Raw genomic sequence first — 26967 nt, 5'->3', positions numbered from 1 at the left:
CTTTTTCATCAAAAAGAAAAAGACATCCTGTTGCAGAATGTCTTTTCGTCTTTCTTATTTTGCTTCTAGTCTTCTGATTCTTTCGTTTAAATCAGGGTGTGTTGAGAAAAGAGAAGCTTTTCGTTTACCACTGATTTTAAGCGTAGCAACTGCTGTTTGATCATCATCTTTGATTCTTGACGTATACGCCTCAAGTGAGCGAAGCGCATGAACCATTTTATCTTTACCGGCAAGATCAGCTCCGCCGCGGTCTGCATGGAATTCACGGTGTCTAGAATATGCAAACACGACAAGGCTTCCTAGGACAGAGAAAATGATTTGGAAAACAATCACTGCAATAAAATGAACAATCGGAACAAGCTCTTCACGCGAAACAAAGCGGCTTGCGATCCATGCCGCAATTCTTGAAAGGAAGACAACGAACGTGTTGACGATCCCTTGAAGCAGCGTCATTGTCACCATATCACCGTTCGCAACGTGAGCAACTTCATGAGCGATTACACCTTCAACTGCTGCATCATCCATTTCATGAAGCAATCCAGTTGAAACGGCAACAAGTGATCTTCTCTTAGAAGGACCTGTCGCAAAAGCATTTACTTCAGATGATTGATAAATACCAACCTCAGGCATTTTAGAAAGGCCTGCTGCTCTTGATAATCTGTGCACGCGGTCAACAAGCTGCTGCTCATCATATGTTAATGAATCCTTTTCAGGGTTTAACACACGCACACCCATCATCATTTTTGCCATCCAGCGAGACATCGCAAGTGACATGAACGAGCCAACAAAACCAACAACTGCACTGAATACTAGCAGTGCCACCAAATTAATTCCACCGTCTGCTCCTATATAAGAACCAACACCAGTTGCTGCACTAATAACCGACAGTACAATACCAATCGTAGTGATAACAAGAATGTTCGTTAATATAAACAGAAATATTCTTTTACCCATACATAACCTCCGCTGTCATATTAAGTTCATTTGAACTTATTAATAAAATTATAAAAATAAACGTCTCAAATTGCAAGGAAAAAGGAATCATTCCTTCTGTTTATCATAACGGCTTAAGCCCCGTCACTTCAATATTTACGACTTTGCCACAGCTGAAAAGTGAACAAATTGTGACGCCGCGTTCTGTATTTTAGTTTATTTTGCATTTTCATCAAAAAGAGATTATGATGTTGAATTAGATCAATAATCACGTTTTTGACGTACAAATGAGGTGGAACATGGTGACTTTTAAATTAACGAGAATTGACATGACGAGACTTCTATATTCTCTAAAAGGAGAGGGAGATCTGACTCCGCTTCAGCTTTTGAATCTATCTGTAAAGGGCGATAAGGATCATGAATATGATGAGTTAAAGATCCCTTCGTTTTTTGAGAAGCTCGAACGGCGGAAGCAAAAATCAGAGCACGGTCTTTCTACAAATGAAATTGTTGAGCTTGGCAACTTGTGTGAGCTAACGTCTCTTAAATCGACGGCGATTCAAAATTGGATCAAGCGTGATATTAAAGATATGATTGGTCATCCAGAGCTTGGCAAGAAGTACTCCATTGATCAGGTCGTTATTTTATTAATTGTCAGGGATTTAAAATCAGTTTTTGACTTTGATGCCATTCGCATGATCTTATCTGCCTTATTTAACACGATCACAGATCGAACAGATGATATTATTAGTCCAATCCGTTTTTATGAAGCATATGCGCACGTCCTAGATTTTATTTATCACCATACACATTTTCCGTTAAAGGAAACAAATTTACGAGAAATGACTGAGGAGCAGACCGACATGCTCCATGAAGAGTTTACAGAATTAACGAAGAATCAATGGAATTTGATTAAAGGCATTATCAGTTCTACCGTCTTCTCTGTGTTCACTTCCCACTTGCAAAGTACAGCGCAAGAAATGATGTTTAATACGCTACAGGCGGCTAAATAAGGATAAAAGAAAACCGAGGTGATGAGGTCACCTCGGTTTTTTTGTGCAGCAATTGCCAGCATAATTGTACGCCGTTTTTTTCAAAATAAGAAGGCGCAACAAAGATGAGGTGAAAGGAGGAATATGGACATGGCAAATCGAAATCAGCTTCTTGTTCCTGGAGTAGAACAAGCATTAGATCAATTTAAATACGAGATCGCTCAAGAATTTGGCGTGACTCTCGGTTCAGATACAGTCGCACGTGCAAATGGTTCTGTTGGCGGTGAAATTACAAAACGACTCGTTCAACAGGCTCAATCACAAATGGGCAATCAATCTAAATAAAAACATGGTGAAATACGCCGGAGCTATTCTGGCGTTTTTTTATTGTTCATATGTGTGCTCATACCGGTTCTCACGATACGGGGACGGTGCACCTTTTCCTTGCTTCTTCATATGGTCTTTTTTTCGTTCAGCGGACGGCTGTTTCTGATCCCTGTCGTTTTTTTTTGCGTGCTTTTCAGCACCACCACGTGATGTGCCGTTTGGATTCCTTTTGTCACCAGGTTCCGTTGAGTGATTTTTTTTTTGTTCTTTATCGATAGAACGATCCTTTTCTTCCTTTATTTGATTGTCTTTGTTTTTATCATCAGGTTTTGTTTGGTGAGGCTTTTGAATAGATCCTTGCTCTTCCCTCTCTTGATCCTTCTGCTCTTTGTCTTCAGCTTCAGGAGCCTCTTGATCTGGCTTCATCTCTTCGCTATCGTCTGTCTTGACGTCTTCTTGTTTGTCTTTGTCTGCTTGATCTTCATCATCTTTTTTAGGCTCTTCTTCTTTGACAGCATCACTCTCTGCTGCGTCTTCATCCTTTTGAATGCCTTCTTGTTCTTTGTCTTGGATTTCTTGATTTCTGATATATGTGCCTGTTGAAATGCCTGCCTTTTGAGCTTTTTCTCTTGTTTCCAGGTCACTTTCTACAGTTTCTAGCTTGTAATCGCGCTTTTGATATTCACCAGAGATGGTGTTAATTTTACTTTTGACGTTGGTTTTATATGTATGGTCCTGCTTGTTTTCATAAACCGTTGAAATATAAATGCTCTTAGAGTGGTTCACATAACCTTTTTTGTCACAGTCATCTATGATTTCCTGCACAACCTTGGTCATGTCGTTTTTTTCTAAATCCTTCATACTAGCCAGTACTTGTTTCGCATCTTTATTCAGTGGTGTGACACCGATCACTTGATAATTGTGATCAAGCTTCAGTTCAAAGCTTGGATTAATGTCAATCGTCATATATGCATATGCTTTTTGACTTGAGAAAGATGGCATCATAGTAAAAATCACGACAATAATCGCTGCGATTGATAGGATTCCTGCATTTAATGGACGTAAACGAAGCAAGTCAAAAAAACCGGCTTTTTTTCTTTCGAGACGTGATTCATTCGGAAATGTCACTTCTTGACCGATTTTATAATCTTGCTGTTCATATTTTGTCCGCAGAAATTGTCCATCAGGGGTCAGCAGCGTGACATATTTTTTGTTTTTCTCTACTATAATGCCTCTTCTCATGAATTAAGCACCCCTTTAAGGTAATCTTTCAAATACACATAATCACCCGTCATAATGATCGCCATCGCAATGATATATTTTCTATTTCTCTCAATCGTTTTCCGGCTGACTTCCACTAGCTTTTCAAGCTGTTTGACTGGCAATTGTTTTTTCTGAAATAAAATGGTTCTGAGCTCATCGTGTTCAACGAGTGTGTGAGCTACTTTAATGGCATTTTGCCTTGCATCTGCATGCTTCGGTGAATGTTCAAGCAGCTCTTGAAACGTGAGACCGTATACTTTCAATCGTTCTTTAAAATGTTCAATTTCTTCTCTTCTGTGTTCTTGTTCAATTAAACGTCTATATTCGTTTGCAGACAGCTCTGCTTCAATCATGCTTTGAGAGTACTCGCCATTTTCACTTTCTTGCAGGTCCATTTGAACCGTTGGCGCATTTCTCGCTTCTTTTCGAATATAGTCGATCACTTTTCTTTTAATAATTAATTCTGCGAAAGCAAGGAGTGAGTTTCCTTTTTCGGCAGAGTATTTTTCTATCGCTTCATTAAAGGCAATTAAGCCTATGCTGAATTCATCATCTTTTTCATCTATATATCGTTTACAAACGGATGAAACCGTCTTAGCGACAAATGGTTTGTATTGCTCTATTAATGCATTTTGCAGCTCGATATCACCTTGTTGAATACTGATAGCCGACTGCTCTAATGTTTGCTTTTTCTTTCCTTTTTTAAACAAAAGGCTAAGCAATGGTTTCACCTCAGTTCTCCCTATATTACTCATTTATGATAGCTAATTTATGAGGGAAGCGCAAAGGAAGAAATGAGGAATTCAATTCCTGTTACTCAATTATGACAAGCATATCATCATCTACTTTACAGTGTTTCGTCTAAATGCAAAGAAATAAGGGGGTATCTCCCCCTTATTTGTAATATACGTGTTATGAAAATGAAATGATATTTCTTTCAAAAACCCTACTCTTCTAGGCGCGCATCTCTTGTTTTTCCTTGTTTTCTTGCCCACCCTTTCTTGATGGATTTGATAAAAACCAACCAAATGCTGCAATTGCGAGAAGCACTGTCCAGAAAATCACTTTCCATAATGTTGAATGAATAAAATGAGACGATACGACGCCAATGGCTGGATGTGACAGTGTATAAAGCGTGAGCTTCACACCAACCCATCCGACAATAACAAAAGCTGCTGTTTCTAGGCTTGGTCTTGTTTTAAGAAGTTTCACAAAGACAGTTGCTGCAAATCGCATGATGACAAGACCGATGATTCCCCCTAATAGAATGACAATAAATTGACCGCCATCAAGTCCACCGATTTGCGGAAGACTTGTTTTCGGCAAAGTTACGGCTAATGCGACCGCCGCTAAGATGGAATCGACAGCAAAAGCAATATCAGCAAGCTCGACTTTTACGACTGTTGCCCAGAAGCCGCTTTGCTTCATGTTTGTGTCTGATTCCTTTTTCTTAAATACGTGCGATTTTAAAATATGGTGAATGGAAATATAAAGAAGATAAATTGCACCAATGGCTTGAACTTGCCACACATCTACTAAAAACGAAATAAGAAACAGGGAACCAAATCGCATGACAAACGCACCCGCAAGTCCGTAAAACAATGCTTTTTTCCTTTGTTTTTCTGGAAGGTGTTTCACCATTACAGCCATGACCAGCGCATTATCAGCGGCTAAAATTCCTTCTAATCCAATCAGTACGAGAAGAACCCACCCGTACTCTAAAATAATTGCTGCATCCATCATCATTCCTCCTTGTTTTATCTATTGTCCCACAACAGTCAAAGGCTTATGAATGCAAAAAAGACCTTTGCCTGTAATGGCAAAGGTCTTGCTAGACATGTGATATGTAGAATCATGCCAACAAAGCCGATGGAACTTAAGTCCATGTAATGACGACTTTGTTTCCGGTAAAAACCGGACGCTACTCCCCTTTGGTGGGATTTAAGAATATTTAGATTACTTATATTTTAATCAATAGACACTGTATTGTCAACAGGGGACTTTCACCTCGGGTCCAGTAATTAGGCAGTTGGCGTTTCTGCTTTTCTTTTTCTACGTTTCAGCCATATATACATCACGAACAACAACACAATCCCGATCCCAATCGGCAGAAGATATGGATCTAACATTGCGCCAACCTCTTTCCAGTTCTCCCCGAGCACAAATCCAAGATACACATATACAAATGTAATAGGCGTAATCGCTAAAAACGTGTACAGGCAAAAGACCCACACATTCATCTTGGCAATACCGCACGGGATGGAAATAAGCGTTCTGACTCCTGGAATAAACCGGCCGCTAAATGCGACGAATCCACCATGCTTTTCAAAGAAGGCATCCGATTTATCAAGCGACTCCGGTTTAACAAAAAAGTACTTCCCATATTTATTTAAAAAGGGTCTACCGCCATAACGTCCTAACCAGTACAAGGTCAAAGGGCCAGCCACGCCGCCAATAGAGCCGGCTGCCACAACACCAATGAAGGCCATGTCCCCTTCTGAGACCCAGTAACCCGCAAGAGGCAGAACCACTTCAGCAGGAACAAATTCAATACATAATGCAAGGAAGATGCCAAAGTACGACAAGTTCTTAAAGGCATCAGCTAAAGAAATAATAAAATCTTCGATGTTTATCAATCCCTTTCACACATAATCGTTTAACTGATTCTATCTCTTTTAGAATCGCACATATATTAAACGAATAAAACCGAAGAAACGATTCACTTTTCGTCGTTTTTTTACATTAAATTTGATTTTACTATAAAAGACAGGTGAAAAAAAAGTTGATTGTGGTATTTATGTGAAGGAAAAGTGAACACAGAAGCCATTCGATCCGATATATTAGGTATACGTCTGTTTTAAGATACTGGAGGTTTTCTTACATGACCCATTTAACAGGAAGCTACAATGGATGGCTTGTCTTTCTGTCAATCGCAGTCGCCGCTGTCGCCTCCTACTCAGCTCTTCATTTAGCCAGCCGAGTGGCACAGTCAAGCGGTGCAAAGAAAAAGGTATGGCTGATCGTTGGTGCCTTGATCATGGGAATGGGGATATGGTCGATGCATTTTATCAGCATGATGGCACTTCACGTGCGTGCTGGTATCACATATGAAACACCCTTGCTCATTTTATCGATTTTGGCATCTTTTGTCGGGTCCTTGATCGCATTCACAATATGCATTCAAGAGCAGCTCTCCACAAGGCGGCTGCTCATTAGTTCAATCACCATGGGCTCAGCTATTTGCAGCATGCATTATCTTGGAATGGAATCAATGGCCAATGTCTCAATCAGCTATGATCCAGTCCTCTTTTTTCTTTCGTTTTTCATTGCTGCGATAGCGTCTTTCTTTTCGCTTCATCTCTTTTTTCGGCTCCATCGATCCGGGAAAAAGCAGGAGGATCATCTGTTAAAAATAGCTGGTGCACTCGTGATGGGCGGTGCTGTTTCTGGCATGCACTATACCGGTATGGCTGCTTCTACTATGTTTTTTCATTCAGACGGACAGTCCCCTGGGGGTGGTTCTCTTGAACTATCACCATTCAGTCTGTCGATTTTCATCGGCTTAATGACACTGATTGTCCAAACACTGATGATTTTTGGAGCCTATATAGATCACCGAATCATGAAGCAGGCAGATAAGCTAAAGGAAAATGAACAGCGGTTCCAATCGCTCATCAAACATAATATCGATGGCATTATCGTGTTATCGGTCAATCGAAAGGTGCTTTCTGCGAACGACTCAGGTAAACAAATTCTAAAAATGTGCAATTCTTGGATTGGTGATGATGTCAGCCAATACGTCATGCCGACTGACATGTGGGAAGAATTTATTTACGAGTCAAAAAAAGCCATCACACGTGAAGCAGAACTAAAAGCAGCAGATCGCTTTTATTATTATCATGTCACTTACATACCTGTTCATGTCAACAATACGCTTGACAGTATTTATCTTGTCTTAAAAGATTTAACGCAGCAGCGGATTGCAGAAAAAGAAATTCATGTCATGGCACATTATGATGCGTTAACCGAGCTTCCTAATCGGCGCCACGCCATCAACCATTTAAGTGATGTTCTCTCCGCTCAAGAAGAGACAGGAACATCGACGGCTGTTCTGTTTCTTGATTTGAATCGTTTTAAAATTATCAATGATGCACTTGGTCATAACATAGGGGACTTACTTCTTAAAGCAGCTGCAAACAGACTGACGCAATGTTTACCAGACAACGGCTTTATAGCCAGACTAGGCGGGGATGAATTTTTAATGATCTTCCCTGACATGGGGCATGACACACAGAAAATTGAACAACTTTCTCAAAATATCATTCGGCAATTTGAGCGTCCTTTTTTCATCCAGAATCATCAGCTCATTACTTCTATCAGCATTGGAATCGCTATCTCACCTCAAAATGGCAAAGATGGGATGGAGTTAATGAGGAAAGCCGATATGGCGATGTATTTATCCAAAAAACATAAGCAAAGCCGTTATGAGTTTTTCACCGAATCAATGGAAAGATCAAGTGAAGATAGGTTGAACCGAGAGCTTGAGTTACGAGATGCCATTCAAAGAGAACAGTTTGTGCTTCATTACCAGCCGCAAGTGAGTGCGAAAACAAGACAGATGACTGGCGTAGAAGCTCTTCTAAGAATGAAAGCACCAGATGGTTCGTTAAAATCACCCGAGGCTTTTATTGAGCTGGCAGAGGAATCAGGACTGATCATTGATATTGGCAGATGGGTGATTGATACCGCATGCAGGCAGGCTAAAACGTGGTATGACAACGGGCTGAAAATTCCCGTGGCTGTCAATTTATCTGCAAAACAATTCAATTCTGAAGACTTAATTGATTTGATTAAGCTGACACTGAAAAAATACGATATGACACCGTCACTGCTCGAGCTTGAAGTCACAGAAAGTATGACAATGGACAATATCAAGCAATCAAAACAGGTACTGACCTCACTGAAACATCTGGGCGTTCGCATTAGTATTGATGACTTTGGTACAGGGCATAGCTCCTTAAGCTATTTAAAGGATTTGCCCATTCATCGCCTAAAAATCGACAAATCCTTCATCGAAGATATTTTAAATGATTCAAAATCTGAACAGATTACAGGTGCCATTATCGCGATGGGACATCAACTATCTCTCGAGGTCATAGCAGAAGGTGTTGAAACCTTTGCGCAGGCGCAGCTTTTATCTGCGCAAGGATGTGACGACTTGCAAGGCTTTTATTATGCAAAGCCCCTTCCAGCAAACGATATCGAAAAATTCATTGCCTATCCAGCGCATCAGCTGGACACATAAAAAAGGTGCCAATCATGGCACCTTTTCGTTCTATCTAAATAATAAATGTTGACTGTGAATACCTGCTTTTTTCAATAGACTAATCAATTGTTCTTGTTCTTCTCGCGAGAGGCCTGAGAAGGCACGCGCAATCCGGAGAGAATGAATCGGGTAAATTTTATCAAGATAACTGCGCCCTTTATCTGTTAAATGGGCATAAACCGACCTTTTATCCTTTGGGTCCTGCTCTCTTTCAATGAAACCATTTCGTTCTAATTTGTCAATTACGTACGTCACATTCCCGCTGACAAGCAGGAGTCTTGAGCCGATTTGCTGAAGTTTTTGAGCACCTCTTGTATACAGCAATTCAAGAACCGCAAATTCAGTTGGATTAAATCCATGCTCTTTGCTGTCTCTAATGCTGTGTTCTGAAACGCTTTTAAATGCTCTTGCAAATACCTTGTAAAGTGTCATTGAACGTTCTACTTCTTCTTCATTAAACGATAGTCTCATCACATATCTACCTCTTATAATATTTTTTTAACTTCAAGGCTTTCTTGCGGTGCAGTTGGAGCCTTTCGTAAAAAATAGAAGTACGTTTTTGAAAACCCTTTCAACCACATAAGTGACTCCATTCGTGTTATGTATAAGATTTCGATATAAACTTTTAAAATCCTTCTTATTTTTCACAACCATCTCGAAAAAAAGGTTTTTTAGCAAACCATCAAGATACGACACAGTTTAACATAATCTGTAAAGACTCTATGTTTCTTTACACTGTATTCGTCAAATTTCTACAAAATTCAATATTGCTATAACATTAAACAAAAAAAGAACCCTTTATGTGACATGCGCACATTTCAAGGGATTTTCACAAATCACGCTTTGTTTTGTTGAAAAAGAAGTGATACTCTTTTTTTAAGTCACTAATTGTCATGTTCTTGGCCGCACTAGGACTGTACACTCCTAATGAACAGAGCTGCTTCGTATAATAATGTCTTTCCTTTGCTAAAGCTTCTGTTAGGATACGCCGCACCGATTATCCCCTCCTATCAATTGATCTGGAGCAGGTGCTTATGAAGACCTTTTATACAAATCATTTTGTACAGCTCTTAGAAGAGCATGCGCATTCTGACCTGCAGCCTGCATGAATCGCTCCAGTAATTCATCCCTCTTCATATCTAATGCGATGATTTCTTTTGCCATACAGATGATCCGTGTTTGCTCCATCATATGCTCCTCCTCCTATTTCAACTCATCATCATTATATGCAAGCGTAGCAATCACTTCACATATGTTGTCAACTTTCCTTCCATCGTTTTTTCATTTTTATGTTTTTATGTTATATTTTCTAACAAACGATAGGTTTTTTTCGTTGTCATTCTGTATAATATGAAGAAAAGACTTGCAGGGGTGAGTATATGACGCAGGAAGATGCATCTTATAAAGATAAAAAAGTCATTTCAATCGGGATTGTCAGTGAATTAACAGGGCTATCCGTCAGGCAAATCCGATATTATGAGGAACGCAGACTCATCTACCCCCAGCGCTCAACAAGAGGCACGCGTAAATATTCTTTTTCTGATGTAGAACGATTAATGGACATCGCCAACAAACGAGAAGACGGTGTGCAAACAGCGGAGATTTTGAAAGACATGAAGAAAAAGGAACAGGCATTAAAAAGCGGACAATATAAGAAAAAAATGCTGGAAGGTCAAATTAACGCACACTTCCGGTACAAAAATCGATAAACAAATAAAGTTTAGCTGACTCTTTTAGGCTTTGTTCGTACTTGATTTTTGGTCATGGCTTAATGAAAAAGAGACAGCTTTTTTTGCTGTCTCCGTTATCAAACCAAAGCCCTTGGCAATGCCAAATCATACTCAGTGAAATAAGCTATATAGGCAAGGACATCCGTTTAAATTTACTTTTTTTAGGCGGTATTCCACAACATTTCATTCTAAGAAACAACATTATATCAAATAGCGTTTTAGGTATATTGTTAAGTGCAGGCGATCTAGCGTTTATCCATTCGTTCAGGAATCGAAACAGTTCGTTCATTGATCACATTCCCCGTGTTTAACGTCGTTTTTGGTTCAATTAAGAGCAAATGAACTTCTTCTTCAGCAATTGGCTGATGTTCAATTCCTTTTGGAATCACAAGAAACTCACCTTCATTAAGCGCTATTTCTCTATCCCTAAAACGGATGACTAGATTTCCTTTCCATACAAAGAACATTTCATCCTCGTCATCATGGTGATGCCAAATGAATTCACCCTTAATTTTTACCATTTTCATGTATGAGTCGTTCAACTCTCCACTTATTCTAGGATTCCAATAATCATTTATTTGCGAAAATTTCTCTTGGATATTAACCTTTGAAATCAATAGATTCCCTCCTCATTTACTTGGAAACGTCTTTTTTATCTTTCTTAAGCTAGAACTCCCTACCTTGCAAATTCTCCTCCTCATGATAAACATCAAGGGACACAATGAGCATCAACCTCTTATATTATTAAGTTTACTTATTCTGTTGGATCACGTAAAATCAAAAAATAATGTATAGTTCATCACAATTTGTGATACAAAAAGGAGCATTGTTTTGGATATTACATCTTTGGAGATATTTAAAGCAGTAGCTATTGAACAAAGCGTTACAAAAGCTGCTGAGAAATTAAATTATGTACAGTCCAATGTCACTGCACGAATCCAGCGTCTTGAACAAGAATTAGGTGTTCCTCTTTTCTATCGATATCACAAAAAGATATCCTTAACGCCTGCAGGGCGAGAACTGTTGCCATATGCAAACAAATTACTCTACGATTTTGAAGAAGCGATAGAGGCCGTAAAGCTTTCCTCTACTCCGCGAGGTACTTTGCACATTGGATCTATAGAGTCTACCGCTTCGACAAGATTGCCCAGCATTTTCGCAGCATATCACAAGACATTTTCACAAGTAGAATTGAGCTTGTATATGGCACCTACTGTAGATCAGGTTCATGCTATTCTCAACTACAAGGTAGACGGTGCATTGGTTGATGGGCCCATTCTTCATCCCGACATTATTGAATATCCGGTATTGGAAGAATCACTTGTTCTCATTACAAGCTACTCCCAGGAGGAATTCCAGGTAGAATCAATTTTACATGAACCATTGCTTTCGTCATTTGCGCATTGCATCTATTTGGGGCGTTGGCAACGATGGTTAGAGAGCAATGGCTTTGCTCCGATGAAGGTAATGGAATATGGCACTTTAGAGGGCGTGCTTAAATGCGTTGAAAACGGGCTAGGGGTTACCGTATTACCAAAATCTATGGTTGAATCTCGGGTGCAAGGCAGATTTACCTGTCATCCTTTACCGGAACCACACAGAATCGTGCCAACTGTGTTTATAAGGCGCCGCGATTCGTACATGACCAGTGCCCTCTCACGGTTTATGGAATTATTGGGCATAACTCATATGTGATCGGGTCATTTGTGGTAAAAAAGAGGATAGATAGAGCGACATTCTTTCAGCTCTTCTATCCTTTTTACATAAAATTATTTTAGCTTTCATTGAGAGGAAGTGTCAGTTCCTTCAACGAGTCCTACAAAGTCAATCCGTACACCGCCTTTTTCGGGATCTTCTATGACCCGCATGGCCAGTGCCTTTTTCTCCCCTGTTTTTTCATCTTCGTAATTCGCATGAAAGACGTGAATGCTGGCTTCTTCCAATTGAAAATCATCATAAGAAAGCGTCTCTATGCCCCATTCTTTTTTCAGCTTTAGAATGTCATTTGGGCTTGGGACAGCACCTTCAACATAGATGTTTTCTATTTTTTGTTTATTTCCTTCGGTAATCGCTTCAATCATATGCTCTGCAGCCACTAGTCTTCTGTCTTTCCCCTCGTCTTCCCTTGAACATGCACCTAGCAATACAATGCACATTAAAATGAATAAAAACTTCTTCATTTTTCTCTCCCACCTTCTCCTTAAAATGTAAAGGATGGAAGCGCTATATGCAATCTTTATTCAAAAAAGACTGTAAAACGTCACGTTTTACAGTCTTCTTGCTACATCAGTGTATGAAGGAATGCAGTTGCAATTCCAAAATAGATCAGTAAGGATAAAATATCATTCAATGTTGTGATTAGCGGCCCAGATGCAATGGCTGGGTCCACGTTTAATCTGTGTAAAATAATCGGTACAACCGTACCTGCCATTGTCCCAATAATCAGTGTTGCAAGCAGTGAGGAACCGACAACAAAACCTAAAATCATATTGCCCTGCCACACCATTGCGACGACTGTAATAATAATGGAACAGACAATCCCAATGTAAATACTCGTTCTCAGCTCTCTAAAAATAAGGCGCATGATGGTTTTTTTCGTTAATTCTTCTTTTGAAAGCCCTCTAATGACGACGGCAAGAGACTGTGTCCCTGTATTCCCTGTCATCCCGGCAATCATCGGCATGAAGAACGCTAAAGCAACGACTTGCTGAAGGGTACCTTCAAAATAATTTAAAATACTGCCTGAAATCAGCCCAATGAACAAGAGCAAAATGAGCCACGGAAGACGGCGGTATGCCGCCACAAATGCCGGCGTGTCGAACGTGATATCTTTACCAGAGGCAGCAAACTTTTCATAGTCTTCGCCCGCCTCTTGAATCACAACATCAATGATATCATCGACTGTAACAATTCCGACTAGGACATTGTTCTCTTCCACAACAGGAATCGCAAGGAAATCATATCGTTCAATCAGCTTTGCGATTTCCTCCTGATCTTGAAAGGCTCCAACGGCAATGACTCTTGTAAACATGAGATCCTGTACCTTTTCATCCGGTTCACCTAAAATGAGATCCCGGTATGAGAGAACGCCTACAAGCTGTTTTTGATCATTAATCACATATAAATAGTTGATTGATTCCGCAATTTCAGCAAAGCTTTTCAGCTTCACAACGGCATCCTGCACTGTAAAATGCTGAGGAATCCAAACATAACGGTTGGTCATGATCCGTCCCGCTGTCTCAGCAGGATAATTCATAAGAAGCTGGACGGCCTTGGATTCCTCTGCTTCCATGTTAGATAAAAGCTGATCCTTTAGCTCATCCTCCATCTCATCAAACAAGTTGGCTAGATCATCGTTATCCATTTTGTTTGTGACGAAGGTCGCTTTGTCTTTACCTACTTTTTCAAGAACAATTTCTTGATATTCCCGCTCCAGCTCACCCATCATTTCTGTCACGTCATCGACTGGTAAAAAGCTGAGGAAGCGGCCGCGGTGTTTCTCTGGAAGCTCTTTAAATAAATAGGCCATATCATATGGTTGAAGTTCTTCCATGATGTTTTTAAATTCTTTTCGTTTTCCATCTCTTAGTAAAATAATGATGCGTAAAATGAGTTCATCATACGTAATATTTTGTATCATCGCTGTTACCTCCCCAAAGTCAGGAGATACCCGAATCCCTTAGAATGTGCGGGGGTCAGGATCTCCTCTATCTGATGTCTCAATCTGATCTTTTGACATATCCTCTATGTGTCTCGAATCGGGATGATCCATCCCCACACCTCCTTTTCTCATAAAAAAGCACCTTCAACCGAATGAAGGCGCTTTGTAAGCATGACAAATAAACACTTGCTCCTTCAATCGTAGAGCTTTAGCACTGTATGGCATAGGAAAAATCCAGCTGCATTAAAAATCACCTTATGTCGATGATTTCTGTTGACCCATTGGCGTCTTTGGACATTTTTGGGCAGCAGCGTATCTCCATACAGGAGCCTCACCTAACGAAGTCTCATATTGTTGACACACTGAGATTACAGAAAAAGCGCAGTGATGTCAATAAGCAAGATGCCAATTTCCCTTATGTATTCGCTTACTTTTGAAAAAAAGAGCGATAGACAAAGTAGACCATCGCCCTTTCATGTCTTTTATTCCTCTTCTGGCTGATTCATATCCTCTTGGGAGAGGAGATGAAAGGAATCATGCAAAAACAAAGCATATCCTTCTCCATCAGGATGCGGAACATATTCCGCATGGTCCATTGTTTGCTCTTCTTCTTTTTTCTTCATATTCTCTCGCCTCCTTTCCCGTAGTTTGTCCCAATGAAAAAACCTTACACATGAAAGTGTAAGGAGTGATTAGTACAAAACAGCTGAACTCATAAAGGTGCGGCGAATGTCACCATTGGCAATGCGCTGATAACCGTCGCTTTAGCTAAAAATGAATGATTGTTTACAGAAAAAAGCTCTCTCTGATTAGGGTACAGCCATTGATTGATAACACAATGTATAATACTAAGTATAAGAAATGAATATTGGGGGATATGATGATGAGCGAATCTACACTGAACATGCACTTTTCAAATGATTTATTAAAAAAAGTAAGAGAACAATTTTTATATATTGATGAGGATCCTATCCTAAAAAAGGAACGACTCTTTTTTGACAATGCAGGTGGCTCTCTTCGTTTAAAACAGGCAAATCATATATTTTCAATCATTGATGGCATCCCAGATTGTTCTGAAAGAAATCATAAAGCTGCAAAACACTTGATTGATATCCAAAAAAAGGGGATTGTTGATCTTCAAACCATTTTTAACGTGAAACAAGGAAGCTTCGCCACATATCTGACAGCATCACAGGCTATCTTTCAAACTACGGGTATCATTGCAGAACATATTCAAGGAACAAATATTGTCACAACATCCTTAGAACATCCAGCAGCCTATGACGCAGCTAGTTTTTATGCAAATAAATTAAACAAAGAGCTGAGAGTGGCCAAGTCTAATCCTTTAACAGGTGGAGTGAACGTAGAAGACATCTTGGCATTAATCGATCAAGATACTGTTCTTCTAAGCGTCATCTATGCTTCGAATATCTCTGGTGCTATTTTAGACATTGAACAAATTGTACAAGAGGCAAGAAAAAAGAAACCAAACTTATTTATCATGGTTGATGCCGTTCAACATGCACCTCATGGTTTAATTGATATTGAAAAAACACCTGTGGATGTGATAAATTTTGCCCCATATAAATTTTTTGGTGTTAGAGGCTGCGGGATTGCTTATTTATCAGAAAGAGCTGCTCTTCTCCCTCATCATAAGTTAAAAGGAAAGAAAGAAACTGAATGGGGTCTAGGAACTCCAGCACCTGCTCATTATGCGGCTATTAGCGCAATTGTTGATTATGTGTGCTGGCTTGGAGGTCATTTTACAACAGTGAATGCCAGACGGCAGTTATTCGCAGCAGGTATGGAAGCTATCGGAAAACAGGAAAGGTCTTTATTAAAAATAATGCTAGACGGGACACCCAACGTAAAAGGGCTAAGAGAAATCAAAGGAGTTACCGTGCATCTTGATGACCATGATTTATCAAAAAGAGATTTCATCGTAGCCATAACGATAGAAGGAACAAACCATGAGGATGCAGTAAGACAATATGAACAGCACGGTGTGATCGTATATGAAAGGTTGAATACAAGCATTTATTCTAAAAGGATGCTGGATTCCTTTGGAATGAAAGGGGCTATTAGAATATCACCTCTCCATTGTCATACTATTCAAGAGATTGAGACGTTTTTAAGAACAACTGAAATGATAAGCAATCAACATAAAAAGCATTAACACGCTTGGTGGACAGATACATGGAAGTACGCTATTTAGTTTAAAAGATGATATTCATTTGTACTTGAATATCATCTTTTAAACTAAAATAACGGTCTGAACCATCGGTTCAGACCGCATACAAATATATCTTAGGATTGCTGCCGTATTAATCATCCCATTCTTGCTTCAGGATTTTGCCTGTTTTAGCGGAAATCTCAAAATCAACTTCCTCGCCGTTTGGTGTGGTGATTTCTGCTTCATACAAGTACACACCATTTTCTTTATCTAAATCAGAATCTGTGACTGTTCCTTTTACTTTTGCAAGGGCAATTTGTTCAGCCTGCTTTTTAGTGATTTTCACATTCTTTTTCTTTTCTTTGACTGGATCATTCAGCGCTTTCCCTGTTTTGGCATCGACATATACTTTATATTCAAAGCCGCCTTTTTTAATCTCGACCTCATACACCCATTTTCCTTTTTTACGCTCAAGATCCACATCGTCCACATAGCCTTTCACAACTTTTAATGCTGCTTTTTCAGCTTGTTTCTTTGAGACAAACGATGATTTCTTTTGCACCACCTGCTCGGCGTTTGCTGTTTGATTTGTATTTTGCGCTTGAAGTGTAAAACCACCTGCGACAAGAGTTCCTGTTAATGCAGTAGCTACTAGTACTTTTTTCATCATGTTCATGTCCTCCTCTATTTGATTTCTCCTTTATCTTAAAGAAACAAGATGATAAAGGAAGGAAAGAAACATGAGAAAATCATGAGAAAAGGATTAGTTTTCGTACGTAATACCTTCAATGTCTCCTGTATATGCGTTCACAAGCACCTCTGCCTCTCGCCCATCAGGCAAATCCAGCTCCACCTCAAAGACGAGCATACCGCTAAATGTTTCAAGATCAGCATCATCCACTGTCCCTCCGACTTCTTTTACTGCAATTCGGATGGCTTCTTCGACCGTGATTTTTGTCATTTTCTTTTCTTTAGAGGTTGGGTTTTTCTTTTCTGCTTCAAGCACCTTAAACGTTTGCTTGTCGACATCGACTTGATATAATTCTTTTTTTGATTGGATCGTAAAAATAAAACGATCGGACTTTTCTTTCTTTTGAATGACCGTACCGCTTACTTTTTTAACAGCCGCTTCTTCTGCCAGAAGCTCAGCATTTTTTTCATTTGGCTTTTGATAGCTTTTTAACTGCTTGATTTCTTTCATTTGACCGCTTGCAGAAGATGCAATGATTTGATAGATCCCATTTGAATTTTCTAGGGTCAAGGTATAGTCCTGTTTATGATTGATTAAATCAATATTTGTAATGTTTCCATTGTAGTCTTTTGCGATGATTTTTTTGATTTCTGCTTCACTTAATATTTTTTGATCAATGGTTTGAATCATGAGCATTGCAAAGGCTGCAAGAACGACGAGACATCCTGCGAGCGCAAGCACCATTTTCGTTTTTCTAGACATGCAGCGCCTCCTTCCTATTTCCTATTTCCTATTTTATAAGGAGGAAATGAGAAATTGATAAGAAAAGACCTATTTTATTTCTGAAAAAGAATGGTCATGGTTGTCCCTTCGCCGATACGACTGTCCACCTTCAGTTCGGCCCCGTGCTCTTCCGCAATTTGCTTCGCAATTGAAAGACCAAGTCCGGTTCCGCCCGTCTCACTGTTTCTCGCTTCATCCACACGGAAAAAGCGGTCAAAGATTTTCGGCAGATCCTCTTCTTTTATGCCAATCCCATGGTCAACGACTGAAATATACGGCTTCTCTCCCGCCCATCCACAGGTCACATCAACGGCCTCTGTACTATATTTAACTGCATTATCAATCAAGATGGTCAAAAGCTGTTTGATTTTCTCTTCATCCCCCTCAGCGACGAGCGGCTGATCTGTTTGCACATCAGGATCAATGGTTCGATTCGTTGCAACTTCAAGTGTATGACATACCTGCTTGCATAAATGACCAAGATCAACTGGCTTCATGTCCAAGTAAAGCGGCTGACCATTTTTCGCAAGTGTTAATAATTGATCTGTCAGCCTTTTCATTTTTTTCGCTTCATCATGAATCGCTTGAGAGGATTCTTCTATAACCTCTGGACGTGTCTGTCCCCAGCGCTTTAGTAAATTGCTGTAGCTCATAATGACGGTAATCGGTGTCTTCAATTCATGAGAGGCATCATGCAAGAATTGCTGCTCTTTCTCATAATGCTTCTCGAGGATTTCTGACATTTCATTAAAGGTTTGTCCCATTTGATACAATTCATCCTTTGAATCGCCTGCTAGTTTGATTCGCTTAAACGCCTTCTCCTTCATACTTGCCTTCATGGTGCTCGTCATTCTACTAATAGGGCGTACGATTTGTTTTGTTAAAATGTGGCCAGCAAAATAGGAAAGCACTATAATTAAAACGCCAGCAGCGATTAAAATCATTCTTAATAACGCCAAATTCTCTTCCGTATTTTCGATTTCTTCATATACTTGGAGCGACACAATCTCGCCATTTGTCCAAATAACCGGAATCGCAGCGAACGCAACCATATGCTTGTTGTATTCTTTGATTTCTGCTGTCTGACCAGTTTCATATGTAAAAGGCAGTGAGCTAAACGTTGATTCCTTTGTGACAGTCAGCTTTGACTCACCCTTTTCTGTCACGACACGGATCATGCCATTTTGAGGCAGGTACGCCTTCAGCAGCTCCGAGGATGGAAGACCCTCTTCTTCTGATTTTTTTAAAGCAATGGCAATATTTTCAGCGACCTCAGACAGCCTGGACATATCTTTTTGCGTCAAGGTCATCGAAAAAATAAAATAAATGGCTGTATGAAACAGCAGCACCATTAAAAACAAGGACAACGATGTATAAAGCTGAATTTTATTTTTTAATCTCATTCTTTATCCTTTCATCACATAACCCACACCTCTCACTGTGTGAATCAGCTGTTTTTCGAATGGGTAATCGACTTTTTTCCTTAAATAACGAATATAGACATCCACTACGTTTGTGTCACCGAAGTAATCAAAGCCCCAAACGGCTGTTAAAAGCTGATCTCTTGTAAGCACTTGCTGCTGATGCTTCAGCAAGTGGACAAGCAGGTCATATTCTCTCGGTGTGAGCTCAAGCATTTGCCCGGCCCTTTGTATGTCTCTTGTTTTCTCGTTGACGGTCAAATCTGCTATGCTAAGCTCTGTTTCCTTTTCTTCTTGCGCCTTTATATTCAACCTTAGCTGCGCACGAATTCGCGCTAGTAATTCTTCTATGTCAAAAGGCTTTGTAATATAATCATTCGCCCCAAGATCGAGGCCGCTTACTTTATCAGGCACACTCCCTCTTGCTGTTATCAAAATAATAGGTGTCGCTGTATTTGTCTTTCGAACCCTTCTCAGCACTTCAAGACCACTTAATTCTGGAAGCATGACGTCAAGCAGCACCAAATCGAAGCTTTCCTCTTCAAGAGCCTGGAGTCCGCTCATACCTGTATCTTTGACTTTGACCTCATATCCTTCATATTCAAGCTCTAGTGACAGCACCCTTGCAATTTTCTTTTCATCTTCGACTACGAGTATCTTCCCTTTGTTCATCTCTATCTCTCCTATCTAAAAGGCAAGCTTGTCTTTCCATTATTATATGTTGCCTTTCCCATTTGGAACAGTCACAAACTTCACATGTTATTTTTCATCTGAACATTGATAAAAAAGAACATTTGTTCTATAATGAGGTTATCATCATAACAGTTATTGATATTGTAAGCACCTGAACGTAATCCCATTTCATTCGTTTTTATAAACATACCTATAGAATATGCAAATCGCACTCATTTATAAAAGATACAAGGAGGAACACCATTCTATGAAAAGCAAAAACAATGTGAAATTAACGCACTTTTCAGATGTATATATAGAAGGCTTATCGTCTTTTGTTCTAGAGGAAGAACAAGCAAAATTTACTGCTTTACCTAGCTCATATTTTGAGTTTACCGAAGGGCAATACAGAATTGTCATACTCAATGAAGATAAACCGGTTGGATTCTTTGTATTACATGCAACAGATCGTGTTAAGGATTATTCAGATAACCCAAACGCTATGTTGTTAACTTCATTATCTATTCATCAGACGCAGCAAGGAAAAGGATTTGCTAAACAAGCAATGTTCTTATTAAATCAATTTGTCACCTCTGAATTCCCTAACTGTAACGAGATCGTACTGGCTGTAAATCATCAAAATATTCCCGCTCAGACTCTGTACTCACAAGTAGGCTATAAGGATACAGGTAAAAGAAAAATCGGTCCAATTGGTGAACAGTTGATTATGAGCTTATGGTTATCCTAACTGTTCACCAAACGGGTACTAGAGTGAAAAGTATTTTAGAACAAAAATATTTCCGCTCAACCTTCCTTCTTCTCACTTCTCAACTATCACTTATTTTCGTTGTTTAATCAGAAAGCCTTTTTAGTTCTTTCCACCCATTTTCATCTATACAGGTGCAAGCTCACTATGCAGCATTTCCTCCTTTTTCATATGATATTAAGAGTTTTCCTCAAAAGCTGAGTTCTTTCGTCAAGATGTGAGGAGAACTGCACTTTTAATAATAGATTGATTATTTGAAAAATTATTACAATTGACCCTTTCCGATCAAAAGTTTCTTTTATACAATAACATTACGCAGCCTGAATCTACTTTGAAAACAAAATAAGGAGGGCTTTCTTATGAAAGGTGAAATTCGCTTAATTCCGTATGAAGTAAAAGCCAATGTGATGGAAGCGAAAGAGACGCCGGAAAGTATTCAGGAGATTAAAGCACCCGAACTTTGGTCAAGTGGCTTCAAAGGAAAAGGCATAACCATTGCTGTCCTTGATACAGGCTGTGACACAGAGCATCCCGACTTAAAAGATCAGATTATCGGAGGCAAGAACTTTACCGATGATGACAACGGAGATGCTGAAAATGTAAAAGACTACAACGGGCATGGTACCCATGTAGCAGGAACGATTGCAGCAACAGATCAAAATGGCGGAATTCTAGGGGTTGCCCCTGAAGCCAAGCTGCTGATCGTGAAAGTTCTTGGCGGTGAAAATGGCAGCGGGAAATACGAATGGATCATTAATGGCATCAACTATGCCGCTGAGCAGAAGGTGGATATTATCTCTATGTCTCTCGGTGGTCCAAGCAATGAGCCTGCCTTACAGGAAGCCATTCAAAACGCGGTGAAAAGCGGTGTACTGGTTGTGTGCGCAGCAGGAAATGAAGGGGACGGAGACGAGCGTACGGAAGAATTCTCCTACCCAGCAGCATACAATGAAGTTATTGCCGTCGGCTCTGTATCCCTTGCAAGAGAATCCTCTGAATTCTCCAACGCCAATAAAGAAATCGACCTCGTCGCTCCAGGAGAAGACATTTTATCCACTCTTCCTAACCATAAATATGGCAGACTCACAGGCACCTCAATGGCTGCCCCTCACGTGAGCGGTGCACTAGCCATTATTAAAAATGCCGAAGAAGAAGCGTTCCAGCGTAAGCTGACAGAGCCTGAGGTCTATGCTCAGCTTGTCAGAAGAACCCTTCCACTGAAGCAATCTAAAGCCCTCGTCGGAAATGGATTTTTATATTTAACTGCGCCTGATGTCCTTTTAGAAAAAACATTGGAAGCAGATCTTTTATCTCTATAGCTTGAATAGAGGTCCTGAGAATAGATAGAATTTTCTCAGGATTTTTTTAATTAAAATTATTCAAAATTTACTTTGACGAAATGAAATGGACGTTATATAATCGAACACAATAAATTCATAGTTTGAGAGTCGGTAATTCGATCATACGTCGAATTTTAATTGGGAAGACCGGTGAAAATCCGGCGCGGTCCCGCCACTGTGAGTGAGGAGAGCTTTTCTTATGAATCCACTGTCATAAGGACGGGAAGGATGAAAAGCTTGCAGATTCACCAGCCAGGATACCAGCCGCTCTATCACATCAAACCCCCTACGGTTGATAGGAGATGTCGAAAAAAAGCGTCAGTTCTGCTCACGCCTTATTTCGCACACACATTTTGTCTTTTTAAACCAGACATTTGCCCTCATCAATCTTCACCATGAGTGTAAATGTCTTTTTATATTTAGAGGAGGAATTGGAATTGACAATTGTTAAAACAAGTAATCTAGGTTTTCCGAGAATTGGTTTAAACAGAGAATGGAAAAAAGCACTTGAGTCTTATTGGAAAGGTCAAACTGACCGTGAAACCCTCTTAAGCACACTGGATGAACAATTTTTAACTGCCATTAAAACGCAAATTGATCAACAAATTGATGTTGTTCCTTCTGGAGATTTTACCTTCTACGATCACGTGCTCGATACTGCTGTCATGTTCAATTGGATTCCAGAGCGCTTCCGCAGCTTAAAAGACCCGCTAGATACATACTTCGCGATGGCAAGAGGAACAAAAGATGCTGTCTCAAGTGAAATGACAAAATGGTTTAATACAAACTATCACTACATCGTTCCAGAATACGAAAAAACCACCGAATTCAAACTCACACATAACAAACCGCTTGAAGCTTACGAAAAGGTGAAAAAGGCGTTTGGTGTTGAAACAAAACCTGTCGTACTTGGTCTTTATACATTTGTCTCACTTTCTAAAGGCTATGAACCAAATGAAGTAAAAGAGATTCAGCAGCGTCTCGTCCCGCTTTATACTCAAGTTTTAAAAGAACTTGAAGAAGCTGGCGTCAAATGGGTACAAATTGATGAGCCAGCACTTGTCACAGCTTCATATGAAGACGTGAAAGCCGTCAAAGAAATCTATCAAACAATCAAAGAAGCCGTACCTGCCTTAAATATTCTTCTTCAAACCTACTTTGATTCAGTAGATGCCTATGAAGAGCTTGTCACATATCCTGTTGAAGCCATCGGTCTTGATTTTGTCCATGATCAAGGACGCAATCTTGATCAAGTGAAAAAGCACGGCTTCCCGAAAGATAAAATTTTAGCAGCAGGCGTCATTGATGGAAGAAATATTTGGAGATCAGATCTTGGTGAAAGATTATCATTCGTTTCTGAGGTCATTGCTGACGCTCAGCCGAAGGAAGTATGGCTGCAGCCATCAAGCAGTTTGCTGCATGTACCAGTTGCAAAACACCCAAGCGAACAGCTTGAAGAAAAACTATTAAACGGACTTTCTTATGCTACTGAAAAGCTGGCTGAATTAACAACATTAAAAGAGGGCTTAACAAAAGGAGCTGCGGCGATTGAAGCCGCCATCAATGAAGCCAAGCAAGCACTTCTTACTTTAAAAGAATTTGCAAAAGGAACCAATGCGGATTTCACAGCAGAACGCAACAATCTTTCATCGAAAGACTTTAAGCGTCCAGTTGCCTTTGAAGAGCGCCTTCGTATCCAAAACGAATCTCTTGAACTGCCACTCTTGCCAACAACAACCATTGGCAGCTTCCCGCAGTCTGCTGAAGTGCGAAGCGCTCGTCAAAAATGGCGTAAAAATGAATGGACAGATGCAGAATATGATGAATTTATTAAGAAAGAAACAAAAAGATGGATTGATATTCAGGAGGAAATCGGTCTGGACGTTCTCGTACATGGAGAATTCGAACGTACAGACATGGTTGAATACTTTGGTGAAAAGCTAGCCGGATTTGCCTTTACAAAATTTGCTTGGGTACAATCCTACGGCTCACGCTGCGTGAAGCCGCCAATCATTTATGGAGATGTCGAGTTTACAGCGCCAATGACCGTGAAAGAAACGGTTTATGCACAAAGCTTAACGGAGAAAAAGGTCAAAGGAATGCTGACAGGTCCTGTCACCATCTTAAACTGGTCTTTCCCAAGAACAGATATCACCCGAAAAGACATTGCCTTCCAGATTGCTTTCGCATTACGTAAAGAGGTAGAAGCGTTAGAGGAAGCAGGGATTCAAGTTATTCAAGTGGATGAACCTGCGCTAAGAGAAGGTCTTCCGCTCAAAGAAAGTGATTGGGCAGACTATTTAAACTGGGCAGCAGAGTCGTTCCGTCTATCAACATCATCTGTTCAAAATGAAACGCAAATTCATACACATATGTGCTACAGTAACTTCGAGGATATTGTCGATACGATCGAAGACCTTGATGCCGACGTGATCACAATTGAACATTCACGCAGTCATGGCGGATTCCTCGATTACCTAGAGAAGCATCCGTATTTGAAAGGCCTCGGACTTGGTGTATATGACATCCATAGCCCGCGCGTTCCATCTGTCGAAGAAATGAGTCAAATCATTGATGATGCGCTGAACGTATGCCCGACAGATCGCTTCTGGGTGAATCCTGACTGTGGACTAAAAACGAGACAAGAGCCTGAAACCATTGCTGCTTTGAAAAACATGGTGACGGCGGCTGAAGTCGCTCGTAAAAAGCTGTCGCAGCATGCATAATTGATTTCCTCTCCCCTGCTATCATGGCGGGGGATTTTTATGTGCAAATTGTCCTGCTTGACCATCTACTAGGAGGTTTCCTTTTCTAGCATGATTCGTTTATACTAGAGAAGTCAGTCGAACAAAGGGAGGAAGACAATGAATCACGAAGATTTTTTACAACGCGCAATTGATCTTGCAGTAGAAGGAGTCAATAGTGGTACTGGCGGCCCTTTTGGAGCAGTCATTGTCAAGGATGGACAGATTATTGCCGAGGGAAGCAACAATGTGACAACAACAAATGATCCAACCGCACATGCTGAAGTCACAGCCATTCGAAAGGCGTGCCAAACGCTGAATACATACCAATTAGAAGATTGTATTTTATATACAAGCTGTGAGCCTTGTCCGATGTGTCTTGGTGCTATTTACTGGGCTAGACCAAAAGCGGTCTATTTTGCTGCTGGACATCAGGATGCAGCAGTTTCCGGTTTTGATGACTCGTTTATTTATGAAGAAATCAATAAAGATTACGAATCAAGAAATATTCCATTTTATCAGCTGACACTTCAAAAAACCCTTGCACCATTTGAAGCATGGGAAACATACGAACAAAAGAAAGAATATTAAAAAAAGACACCTGCGCTCATCAGCAGGTGTTTCTTTTTTTCAGCGTGATAGAGGACCTTTTTTATTCAGCCACTTCAAGCTCTACTTCGATGTTCCCTCTTGTTGCTTTTGAATATGGACAGAATTCATGCGCAGCCTCAACAAGCTCTTTCACCTTGTCATGGTCAAGGCCCTTTGCAGATACAATCAGCTTGACACCAAGCTTAAATCCGCCATCACTTTCATCTTTTAAAAGACTGACATGTCCCTCGACTTCTGATTCAATGTTGACCCCTTGCTTTTTCGCTACTTGTTCAAGTGCCTCTCCGAAACAAGCTGCATAGCCCGCTGCAAATAATTGCTCTGGATTCGTACCAGTTTCTCCGTCTTTCTTTGCATTAGGCATGACAATGTTATGATCGAGCACACCATCTTCTGAACGAACATGTCCAGCTCTTCCATGTTGTGCCTTTACTTTTGCTGTGAATAATGGTTTCATCTTCATCTCCTCCTTTATCTATTTATTCCTTTCACGTTCTATCCATTTCTCAAACATTTATCGCACATTAAAGAATTTTTTCGTTTTTGGGCTGTATTTATTTTAAAAAAGAAGAAAATCTTATACAATGATAAGTATGACAAAAAATAGTTGGTGACTGACATGACAAATGAATTCGAGCATATGAAGCTGGAAAATCAGCTTTGTTTCTTGTTATATGCAAGTTCAAGAGAGATGACGAAGCAGTATAAACCGTTATTAGAAGAGTTAGACATTACGTATCCGCAATATTTGGCACTGCTTTTATTGTGGGAGCATGGGACATTAAATGTGAAAACGATGGGAGAGCTTTTATATTTAGACTCCGGTACACTCACACCTATGCTGAAACGGATGGAGCAAAACGGACTCATCATCCGCGAGCGCTCGAAAGAGGATGAACGTTCTGTGCAAATTCGTTTAACGGAATATGGCGAGCAACTAAAAGAGAAGGCTACTGCAATTCCATTTCAGATGCTGTCTGGGACAGGCAGATCGGAAGAAGAGTTAAAAACGCTGCGCGCCTCTTTGCATGAGCTTTTGCAAAAATTAACACAATCAAAAGGCTGAGGGAACATTCCCTCAGCCTTTTATGATATCAATTATTGTGCGACAGCTACTAATTCTACTTCAATATTTCCTTGAGTCGCTTTTGAATATGGGCATACGCCGTGTGCTTTATGAACAAGCTCATCCAATGCTGATTGCTCAATTCCAGTTCCTTTTACTTCTAGCTTAACGCCTAGTTTGAAGCCGCCATCTGAACTGTCTTTTACTAAGCTCACATGTGCTGTTACTTCACTTTCAAAACGGATACGCTCTTGTCTTGCGACCATTTGAAGGGCTGAATCAAAACATGCAGAGTAGCCTGCTGCAAATAATTGCTCTGGATTTGTTGCTTTTTCAATTTTTTTCGCTCTTGGTGTTCCAGGCATTGCTACATCATGCTCAAGCACACCATCAGTTGAAACAACCTTTCCTTCTCTTCCTCCTACAGCTGATACCGTTGCAGTAAATAAAACTTCTGACATGTATAT

General features: G+C 40.0%; 29 protein-coding genes and 3 riboswitches. Of the genes, 11 read left to right on the top strand and 18 right to left on the bottom strand.

Going from position 1 to position 26967, the window contains the following annotated elements:
- Positions 1-54 precede the first annotated feature (54 nt).
- On the bottom strand, positions 55-954 hold the full coding sequence (gene htpX / locus MHH54_RS06525; RefSeq protein WP_003212518.1) for a protease HtpX: 900 nt from the start codon (positions 952-954) through the stop codon (positions 55-57).
- A 278-nt stretch (positions 955-1232) separates the two neighbouring features.
- On the opposite strand from htpX, the gene MHH54_RS06520 reads away from it, so the two are divergent.
- Together MHH54_RS06520 and MHH54_RS06515 are read left to right on the top strand one after the other, a co-directional pair.
- On the top strand, positions 1233-1946 hold the full coding sequence (locus MHH54_RS06520; protein ID WP_003211160.1) for a DUF1836 domain-containing protein: 714 nt from the start codon (positions 1233-1235) through the stop codon (positions 1944-1946).
- 129 nt (positions 1947-2075) lie between these two features.
- Entirely contained in the window at positions 2076-2270 is a 195-nt protein-coding gene (locus MHH54_RS06515) for an alpha/beta-type small acid-soluble spore protein (protein ID WP_003211343.1), read from the top strand.
- A gap of 39 nt (positions 2271-2309) precedes the next feature.
- Here the strand turns inward: MHH54_RS06515 and MHH54_RS06510 are convergent, their stop codons facing one another.
- From MHH54_RS06510 to MHH54_RS06495, 4 genes are all read right to left on the bottom strand, one after another.
- Complete coding sequence (locus tag MHH54_RS06510) at positions 2310-3494, bottom strand: anti-sigma factor domain-containing protein (RefSeq protein ID WP_003212335.1); 1185 nt, start codon at positions 3492-3494, stop codon at positions 2310-2312.
- A complete protein-coding gene (gene sigI / locus MHH54_RS06505) occupies positions 3491-4246 on the bottom strand; it encodes an RNA polymerase sigma factor SigI (RefSeq protein ID WP_003210952.1) in 756 nt (251 codons plus the stop codon). The genes MHH54_RS06510 and sigI overlap by 4 nt, the downstream gene beginning before the upstream one ends.
- Before the next feature lie 223 nt (positions 4247-4469).
- A complete protein-coding gene (locus MHH54_RS06500; protein ID WP_034619964.1) occupies positions 4470-5255 on the bottom strand; it encodes a TerC family protein in 786 nt (261 codons plus the stop codon).
- Positions 5256-5285: 30 nt separating this feature from the next.
- A riboswitch (yybP-ykoY riboswitch) is annotated at positions 5286-5457 on the bottom strand.
- Positions 5458-5536: 79 nt separating this feature from the next.
- Entirely contained in the window at positions 5537-6151 is a 615-nt protein-coding gene (locus tag MHH54_RS06495) for a DedA family protein (RefSeq protein WP_003210834.1), read from the bottom strand.
- Between the two features lie 245 nt (positions 6152-6396).
- Here MHH54_RS06495 and MHH54_RS06490 point away from each other — a divergent pair, with 245 nt between their 5' ends.
- The gene (locus MHH54_RS06490; protein ID WP_106035828.1) at positions 6397-8820 is read left to right on the top strand and encodes an EAL domain-containing protein; all 2424 of its coding nucleotides are present in this window, start codon (positions 6397-6399) and stop codon (positions 8818-8820) included.
- A 30-nt stretch (positions 8821-8850) separates the two neighbouring features.
- Here the strand turns inward: MHH54_RS06490 and MHH54_RS06485 are convergent, their stop codons facing one another.
- From MHH54_RS06485 to MHH54_RS06475, 3 genes are all read right to left on the bottom strand, one after another.
- Complete coding sequence (locus MHH54_RS06485; protein WP_088004396.1) at positions 8851-9315, bottom strand: MarR family transcriptional regulator; 465 nt, start codon at positions 9313-9315, stop codon at positions 8851-8853.
- A gap of 355 nt (positions 9316-9670) precedes the next feature.
- Entirely contained in the window at positions 9671-9835 is a 165-nt protein-coding gene (locus MHH54_RS06480; RefSeq protein ID WP_003210757.1) for a hypothetical protein, read from the bottom strand.
- Between the two features lie 38 nt (positions 9836-9873).
- On the bottom strand, positions 9874-10029 hold the full coding sequence (locus MHH54_RS06475) for a hypothetical protein (protein WP_095117785.1): 156 nt from the start codon (positions 10027-10029) through the stop codon (positions 9874-9876).
- A 191-nt stretch (positions 10030-10220) separates the two neighbouring features.
- Here MHH54_RS06475 and MHH54_RS06470 point away from each other — a divergent pair, with 191 nt between their 5' ends.
- Positions 10221-10550 carry a MerR family transcriptional regulator gene (locus MHH54_RS06470; RefSeq protein ID WP_003211516.1) on the top strand — a complete coding sequence of 110 codons (330 nt, stop codon included), beginning with the start codon at positions 10221-10223 and terminating at the stop codon, positions 10548-10550.
- A 266-nt stretch (positions 10551-10816) separates the two neighbouring features.
- Here the strand turns inward: MHH54_RS06470 and MHH54_RS06465 are convergent, their stop codons facing one another.
- The gene (locus MHH54_RS06465; RefSeq protein ID WP_003211130.1) at positions 10817-11188 is read right to left on the bottom strand and encodes a cupin domain-containing protein; all 372 of its coding nucleotides are present in this window, start codon (positions 11186-11188) and stop codon (positions 10817-10819) included.
- A gap of 214 nt (positions 11189-11402) precedes the next feature.
- On the opposite strand from MHH54_RS06465, the gene MHH54_RS06460 reads away from it, so the two are divergent.
- Positions 11403-12266, top strand: a complete 864-nt coding sequence (locus MHH54_RS06460; protein ID WP_003211886.1) for a LysR family transcriptional regulator — start codon at positions 11403-11405, stop codon at positions 12264-12266.
- Positions 12267-12352: 86 nt separating this feature from the next.
- On the opposite strand, the gene MHH54_RS06455 is transcribed toward MHH54_RS06460, so the two are convergent.
- The 3 genes from MHH54_RS06455 to MHH54_RS06445 all read right to left on the bottom strand — a co-directional run bounded on the left by MHH54_RS06455 (position 12353) and on the right by MHH54_RS06445 (position 14855).
- Positions 12353-12751, bottom strand: coding sequence for a hypothetical protein (locus tag MHH54_RS06455; RefSeq protein WP_003211828.1), 399 nt, complete (start codon positions 12749-12751; stop codon positions 12353-12355).
- A 101-nt stretch (positions 12752-12852) separates the two neighbouring features.
- Positions 12853-14211, bottom strand: a complete 1359-nt coding sequence (gene mgtE / locus MHH54_RS06450; RefSeq protein ID WP_003212108.1) for a magnesium transporter — start codon at positions 14209-14211, stop codon at positions 12853-12855.
- Between the two features lie 207 nt (positions 14212-14418).
- A riboswitch (M-box (ykoK) riboswitch) is annotated at positions 14419-14582 on the bottom strand.
- 132 nt (positions 14583-14714) lie between these two features.
- Positions 14715-14855 (bottom strand): hypothetical protein, encoded by a 141-nt coding sequence (locus MHH54_RS06445; protein ID WP_003212346.1) that lies wholly within the window; start codon positions 14853-14855, stop codon positions 14715-14717.
- 260 nt (positions 14856-15115) lie between these two features.
- Between MHH54_RS06445 and MHH54_RS06440 the strand changes: the two genes are divergently transcribed.
- Positions 15116-16408 carry an aminotransferase class V-fold PLP-dependent enzyme gene (locus tag MHH54_RS06440; protein ID WP_342500800.1) on the top strand — a complete coding sequence of 431 codons (1293 nt, stop codon included), beginning with the start codon at positions 15116-15118 and terminating at the stop codon, positions 16406-16408.
- A 148-nt stretch (positions 16409-16556) separates the two neighbouring features.
- Here the strand turns inward: MHH54_RS06440 and MHH54_RS06435 are convergent, their stop codons facing one another.
- From MHH54_RS06435 to MHH54_RS06420, 4 genes are all read right to left on the bottom strand, one after another.
- Positions 16557-17075: a PepSY domain-containing protein gene (locus tag MHH54_RS06435; RefSeq protein ID WP_342500799.1), complete on the bottom strand. Its 519-nt coding sequence runs from the start codon at positions 17073-17075 to the stop codon at positions 16557-16559.
- A 93-nt stretch (positions 17076-17168) separates the two neighbouring features.
- Positions 17169-17858, bottom strand: coding sequence for a PepSY domain-containing protein (locus MHH54_RS06430; protein ID WP_003211196.1), 690 nt, complete (start codon positions 17856-17858; stop codon positions 17169-17171).
- A gap of 74 nt (positions 17859-17932) precedes the next feature.
- Positions 17933-19282 (bottom strand): ATP-binding protein, encoded by a 1350-nt coding sequence (locus MHH54_RS06425; RefSeq protein ID WP_113386957.1) that lies wholly within the window; start codon positions 19280-19282, stop codon positions 17933-17935.
- 3 nt (positions 19283-19285) lie between these two features.
- Positions 19286-19972, bottom strand: coding sequence for a response regulator transcription factor (locus tag MHH54_RS06420; RefSeq protein ID WP_106029825.1), 687 nt, complete (start codon positions 19970-19972; stop codon positions 19286-19288).
- A 268-nt stretch (positions 19973-20240) separates the two neighbouring features.
- Here MHH54_RS06420 and MHH54_RS06415 point away from each other — a divergent pair, with 268 nt between their 5' ends.
- The 4 genes from MHH54_RS06415 (at position 20241) to MHH54_RS06400 (ending at position 25413) form a co-directional block, all read left to right on the top strand.
- Positions 20241-20720: a GNAT family N-acetyltransferase gene (locus MHH54_RS06415; RefSeq protein WP_342500798.1), complete on the top strand. Its 480-nt coding sequence runs from the start codon at positions 20241-20243 to the stop codon at positions 20718-20720.
- A 377-nt stretch (positions 20721-21097) separates the two neighbouring features.
- Positions 21098-22057 (top strand): S8 family peptidase, encoded by a 960-nt coding sequence (locus tag MHH54_RS06410; protein WP_003210884.1) that lies wholly within the window; start codon positions 21098-21100, stop codon positions 22055-22057.
- Positions 22058-22170: 113 nt separating this feature from the next.
- A riboswitch (cobalamin riboswitch) is annotated at positions 22171-22362 on the top strand.
- A gap of 153 nt (positions 22363-22515) precedes the next feature.
- Positions 22516-24804, top strand: coding sequence for a 5-methyltetrahydropteroyltriglutamate--homocysteine S-methyltransferase (metE, locus tag MHH54_RS06405; protein WP_050945189.1), 2289 nt, complete (start codon positions 22516-22518; stop codon positions 24802-24804).
- A 138-nt stretch (positions 24805-24942) separates the two neighbouring features.
- Entirely contained in the window at positions 24943-25413 is a 471-nt protein-coding gene (locus tag MHH54_RS06400; protein WP_003212370.1) for a nucleoside deaminase, read from the top strand.
- A gap of 61 nt (positions 25414-25474) precedes the next feature.
- Here MHH54_RS06400 and MHH54_RS06395 read toward each other — a convergent pair whose 3' ends face one another.
- A complete protein-coding gene (locus tag MHH54_RS06395) occupies positions 25475-25891 on the bottom strand; it encodes an organic hydroperoxide resistance protein (protein ID WP_342500797.1) in 417 nt (138 codons plus the stop codon).
- A 162-nt stretch (positions 25892-26053) separates the two neighbouring features.
- Between MHH54_RS06395 and MHH54_RS06390 the strand changes: the two genes are divergently transcribed.
- Positions 26054-26500: a MarR family transcriptional regulator gene (locus MHH54_RS06390; RefSeq protein ID WP_003212097.1), complete on the top strand. Its 447-nt coding sequence runs from the start codon at positions 26054-26056 to the stop codon at positions 26498-26500.
- A gap of 32 nt (positions 26501-26532) precedes the next feature.
- Here the strand turns inward: MHH54_RS06390 and MHH54_RS06385 are convergent, their stop codons facing one another.
- A complete protein-coding gene (locus MHH54_RS06385) occupies positions 26533-26961 on the bottom strand; it encodes an organic hydroperoxide resistance protein (RefSeq protein ID WP_044138892.1) in 429 nt (142 codons plus the stop codon).
- Between the last annotated feature and the right edge of the window lie 6 nt (positions 26962-26967).

The organism is Bacillus sp. FSL K6-4563, assembly GCF_038630405.1.
Lineage (GTDB): Bacteria > Bacillota > Bacilli > Bacillales > Bacillaceae > Bacillus > Bacillus pumilus.
The sequence above is the reverse complement of the archived record's forward strand: the minus strand, read 5'-3'. Positions and strand labels throughout refer to the sequence as shown.

Coding starts and splice junctions, on each gene's coding strand:
- htpX (WP_003212518.1), bottom strand. CDS start 954: ATGGGTAAAAGAATATTTCTGTTTATATTAACGAACATTCTTGTTATC.
- MHH54_RS06520 (WP_003211160.1), top strand. CDS start 1,233: ATGGTGACTTTTAAATTAACGAGAATTGACATGACGAGACTTCTATAT.
- MHH54_RS06515 (WP_003211343.1), top strand. CDS start 2,076: ATGGCAAATCGAAATCAGCTTCTTGTTCCTGGAGTAGAACAAGCATTA.
- MHH54_RS06510 (WP_003212335.1), bottom strand. CDS start 3,494: ATGAGAAGAGGCATTATAGTAGAGAAAAACAAAAAATATGTCACGCTG.
- MHH54_RS06500 (WP_034619964.1), bottom strand. CDS start 5,255: ATGGATGCAGCAATTATTTTAGAGTACGGGTGGGTTCTTCTCGTACTG.
- MHH54_RS06490 (WP_106035828.1), top strand. CDS start 6,397: ATGACCCATTTAACAGGAAGCTACAATGGATGGCTTGTCTTTCTGTCA.
- MHH54_RS06475 (WP_095117785.1), bottom strand. CDS start 10,029: ATGGAGCAAACACGGATCATCTGTATGGCAAAAGAAATCATCGCATTA.
- MHH54_RS06470 (WP_003211516.1), top strand. CDS start 10,221: ATGACGCAGGAAGATGCATCTTATAAAGATAAAAAAGTCATTTCAATC.
- MHH54_RS06455 (WP_003211828.1), bottom strand. CDS start 12,751: ATGAAGAAGTTTTTATTCATTTTAATGTGCATTGTATTGCTAGGTGCA.
- mgtE (WP_003212108.1), bottom strand. CDS start 14,211: ATGATACAAAATATTACGTATGATGAACTCATTTTACGCATCATTATT.
- MHH54_RS06445 (WP_003212346.1), bottom strand. CDS start 14,855: ATGAAGAAAAAAGAAGAAGAGCAAACAATGGACCATGCGGAATATGTT.
- MHH54_RS06440 (WP_342500800.1), top strand. CDS start 15,116: ATGAGCGAATCTACACTGAACATGCACTTTTCAAATGATTTATTAAAA.
- MHH54_RS06435 (WP_342500799.1), bottom strand. CDS start 17,075: ATGATGAAAAAAGTACTAGTAGCTACTGCATTAACAGGAACTCTTGTC.
- MHH54_RS06430 (WP_003211196.1), bottom strand. CDS start 17,858: ATGTCTAGAAAAACGAAAATGGTGCTTGCGCTCGCAGGATGTCTCGTC.
- MHH54_RS06425 (WP_113386957.1), bottom strand. CDS start 19,282: ATGAGATTAAAAAATAAAATTCAGCTTTATACATCGTTGTCCTTGTTT.
- MHH54_RS06420 (WP_106029825.1), bottom strand. CDS start 19,972: ATGAACAAAGGGAAGATACTCGTAGTCGAAGATGAAAAGAAAATTGCA.
- MHH54_RS06415 (WP_342500798.1), top strand. CDS start 20,241: ATGAAAAGCAAAAACAATGTGAAATTAACGCACTTTTCAGATGTATAT.
- MHH54_RS06410 (WP_003210884.1), top strand. CDS start 21,098: ATGAAAGGTGAAATTCGCTTAATTCCGTATGAAGTAAAAGCCAATGTG.
- MHH54_RS06400 (WP_003212370.1), top strand. CDS start 24,943: ATGAATCACGAAGATTTTTTACAACGCGCAATTGATCTTGCAGTAGAA.
- MHH54_RS06395 (WP_342500797.1), bottom strand. CDS start 25,891: ATGAAACCATTATTCACAGCAAAAGTAAAGGCACAACATGGAAGAGCT.
- MHH54_RS06390 (WP_003212097.1), top strand. CDS start 26,054: ATGACAAATGAATTCGAGCATATGAAGCTGGAAAATCAGCTTTGTTTC.
- MHH54_RS06385 (WP_044138892.1), bottom strand. CDS start 26,961: ATGTCAGAAGTTTTATTTACTGCAACGGTATCAGCTGTAGGAGGAAGA.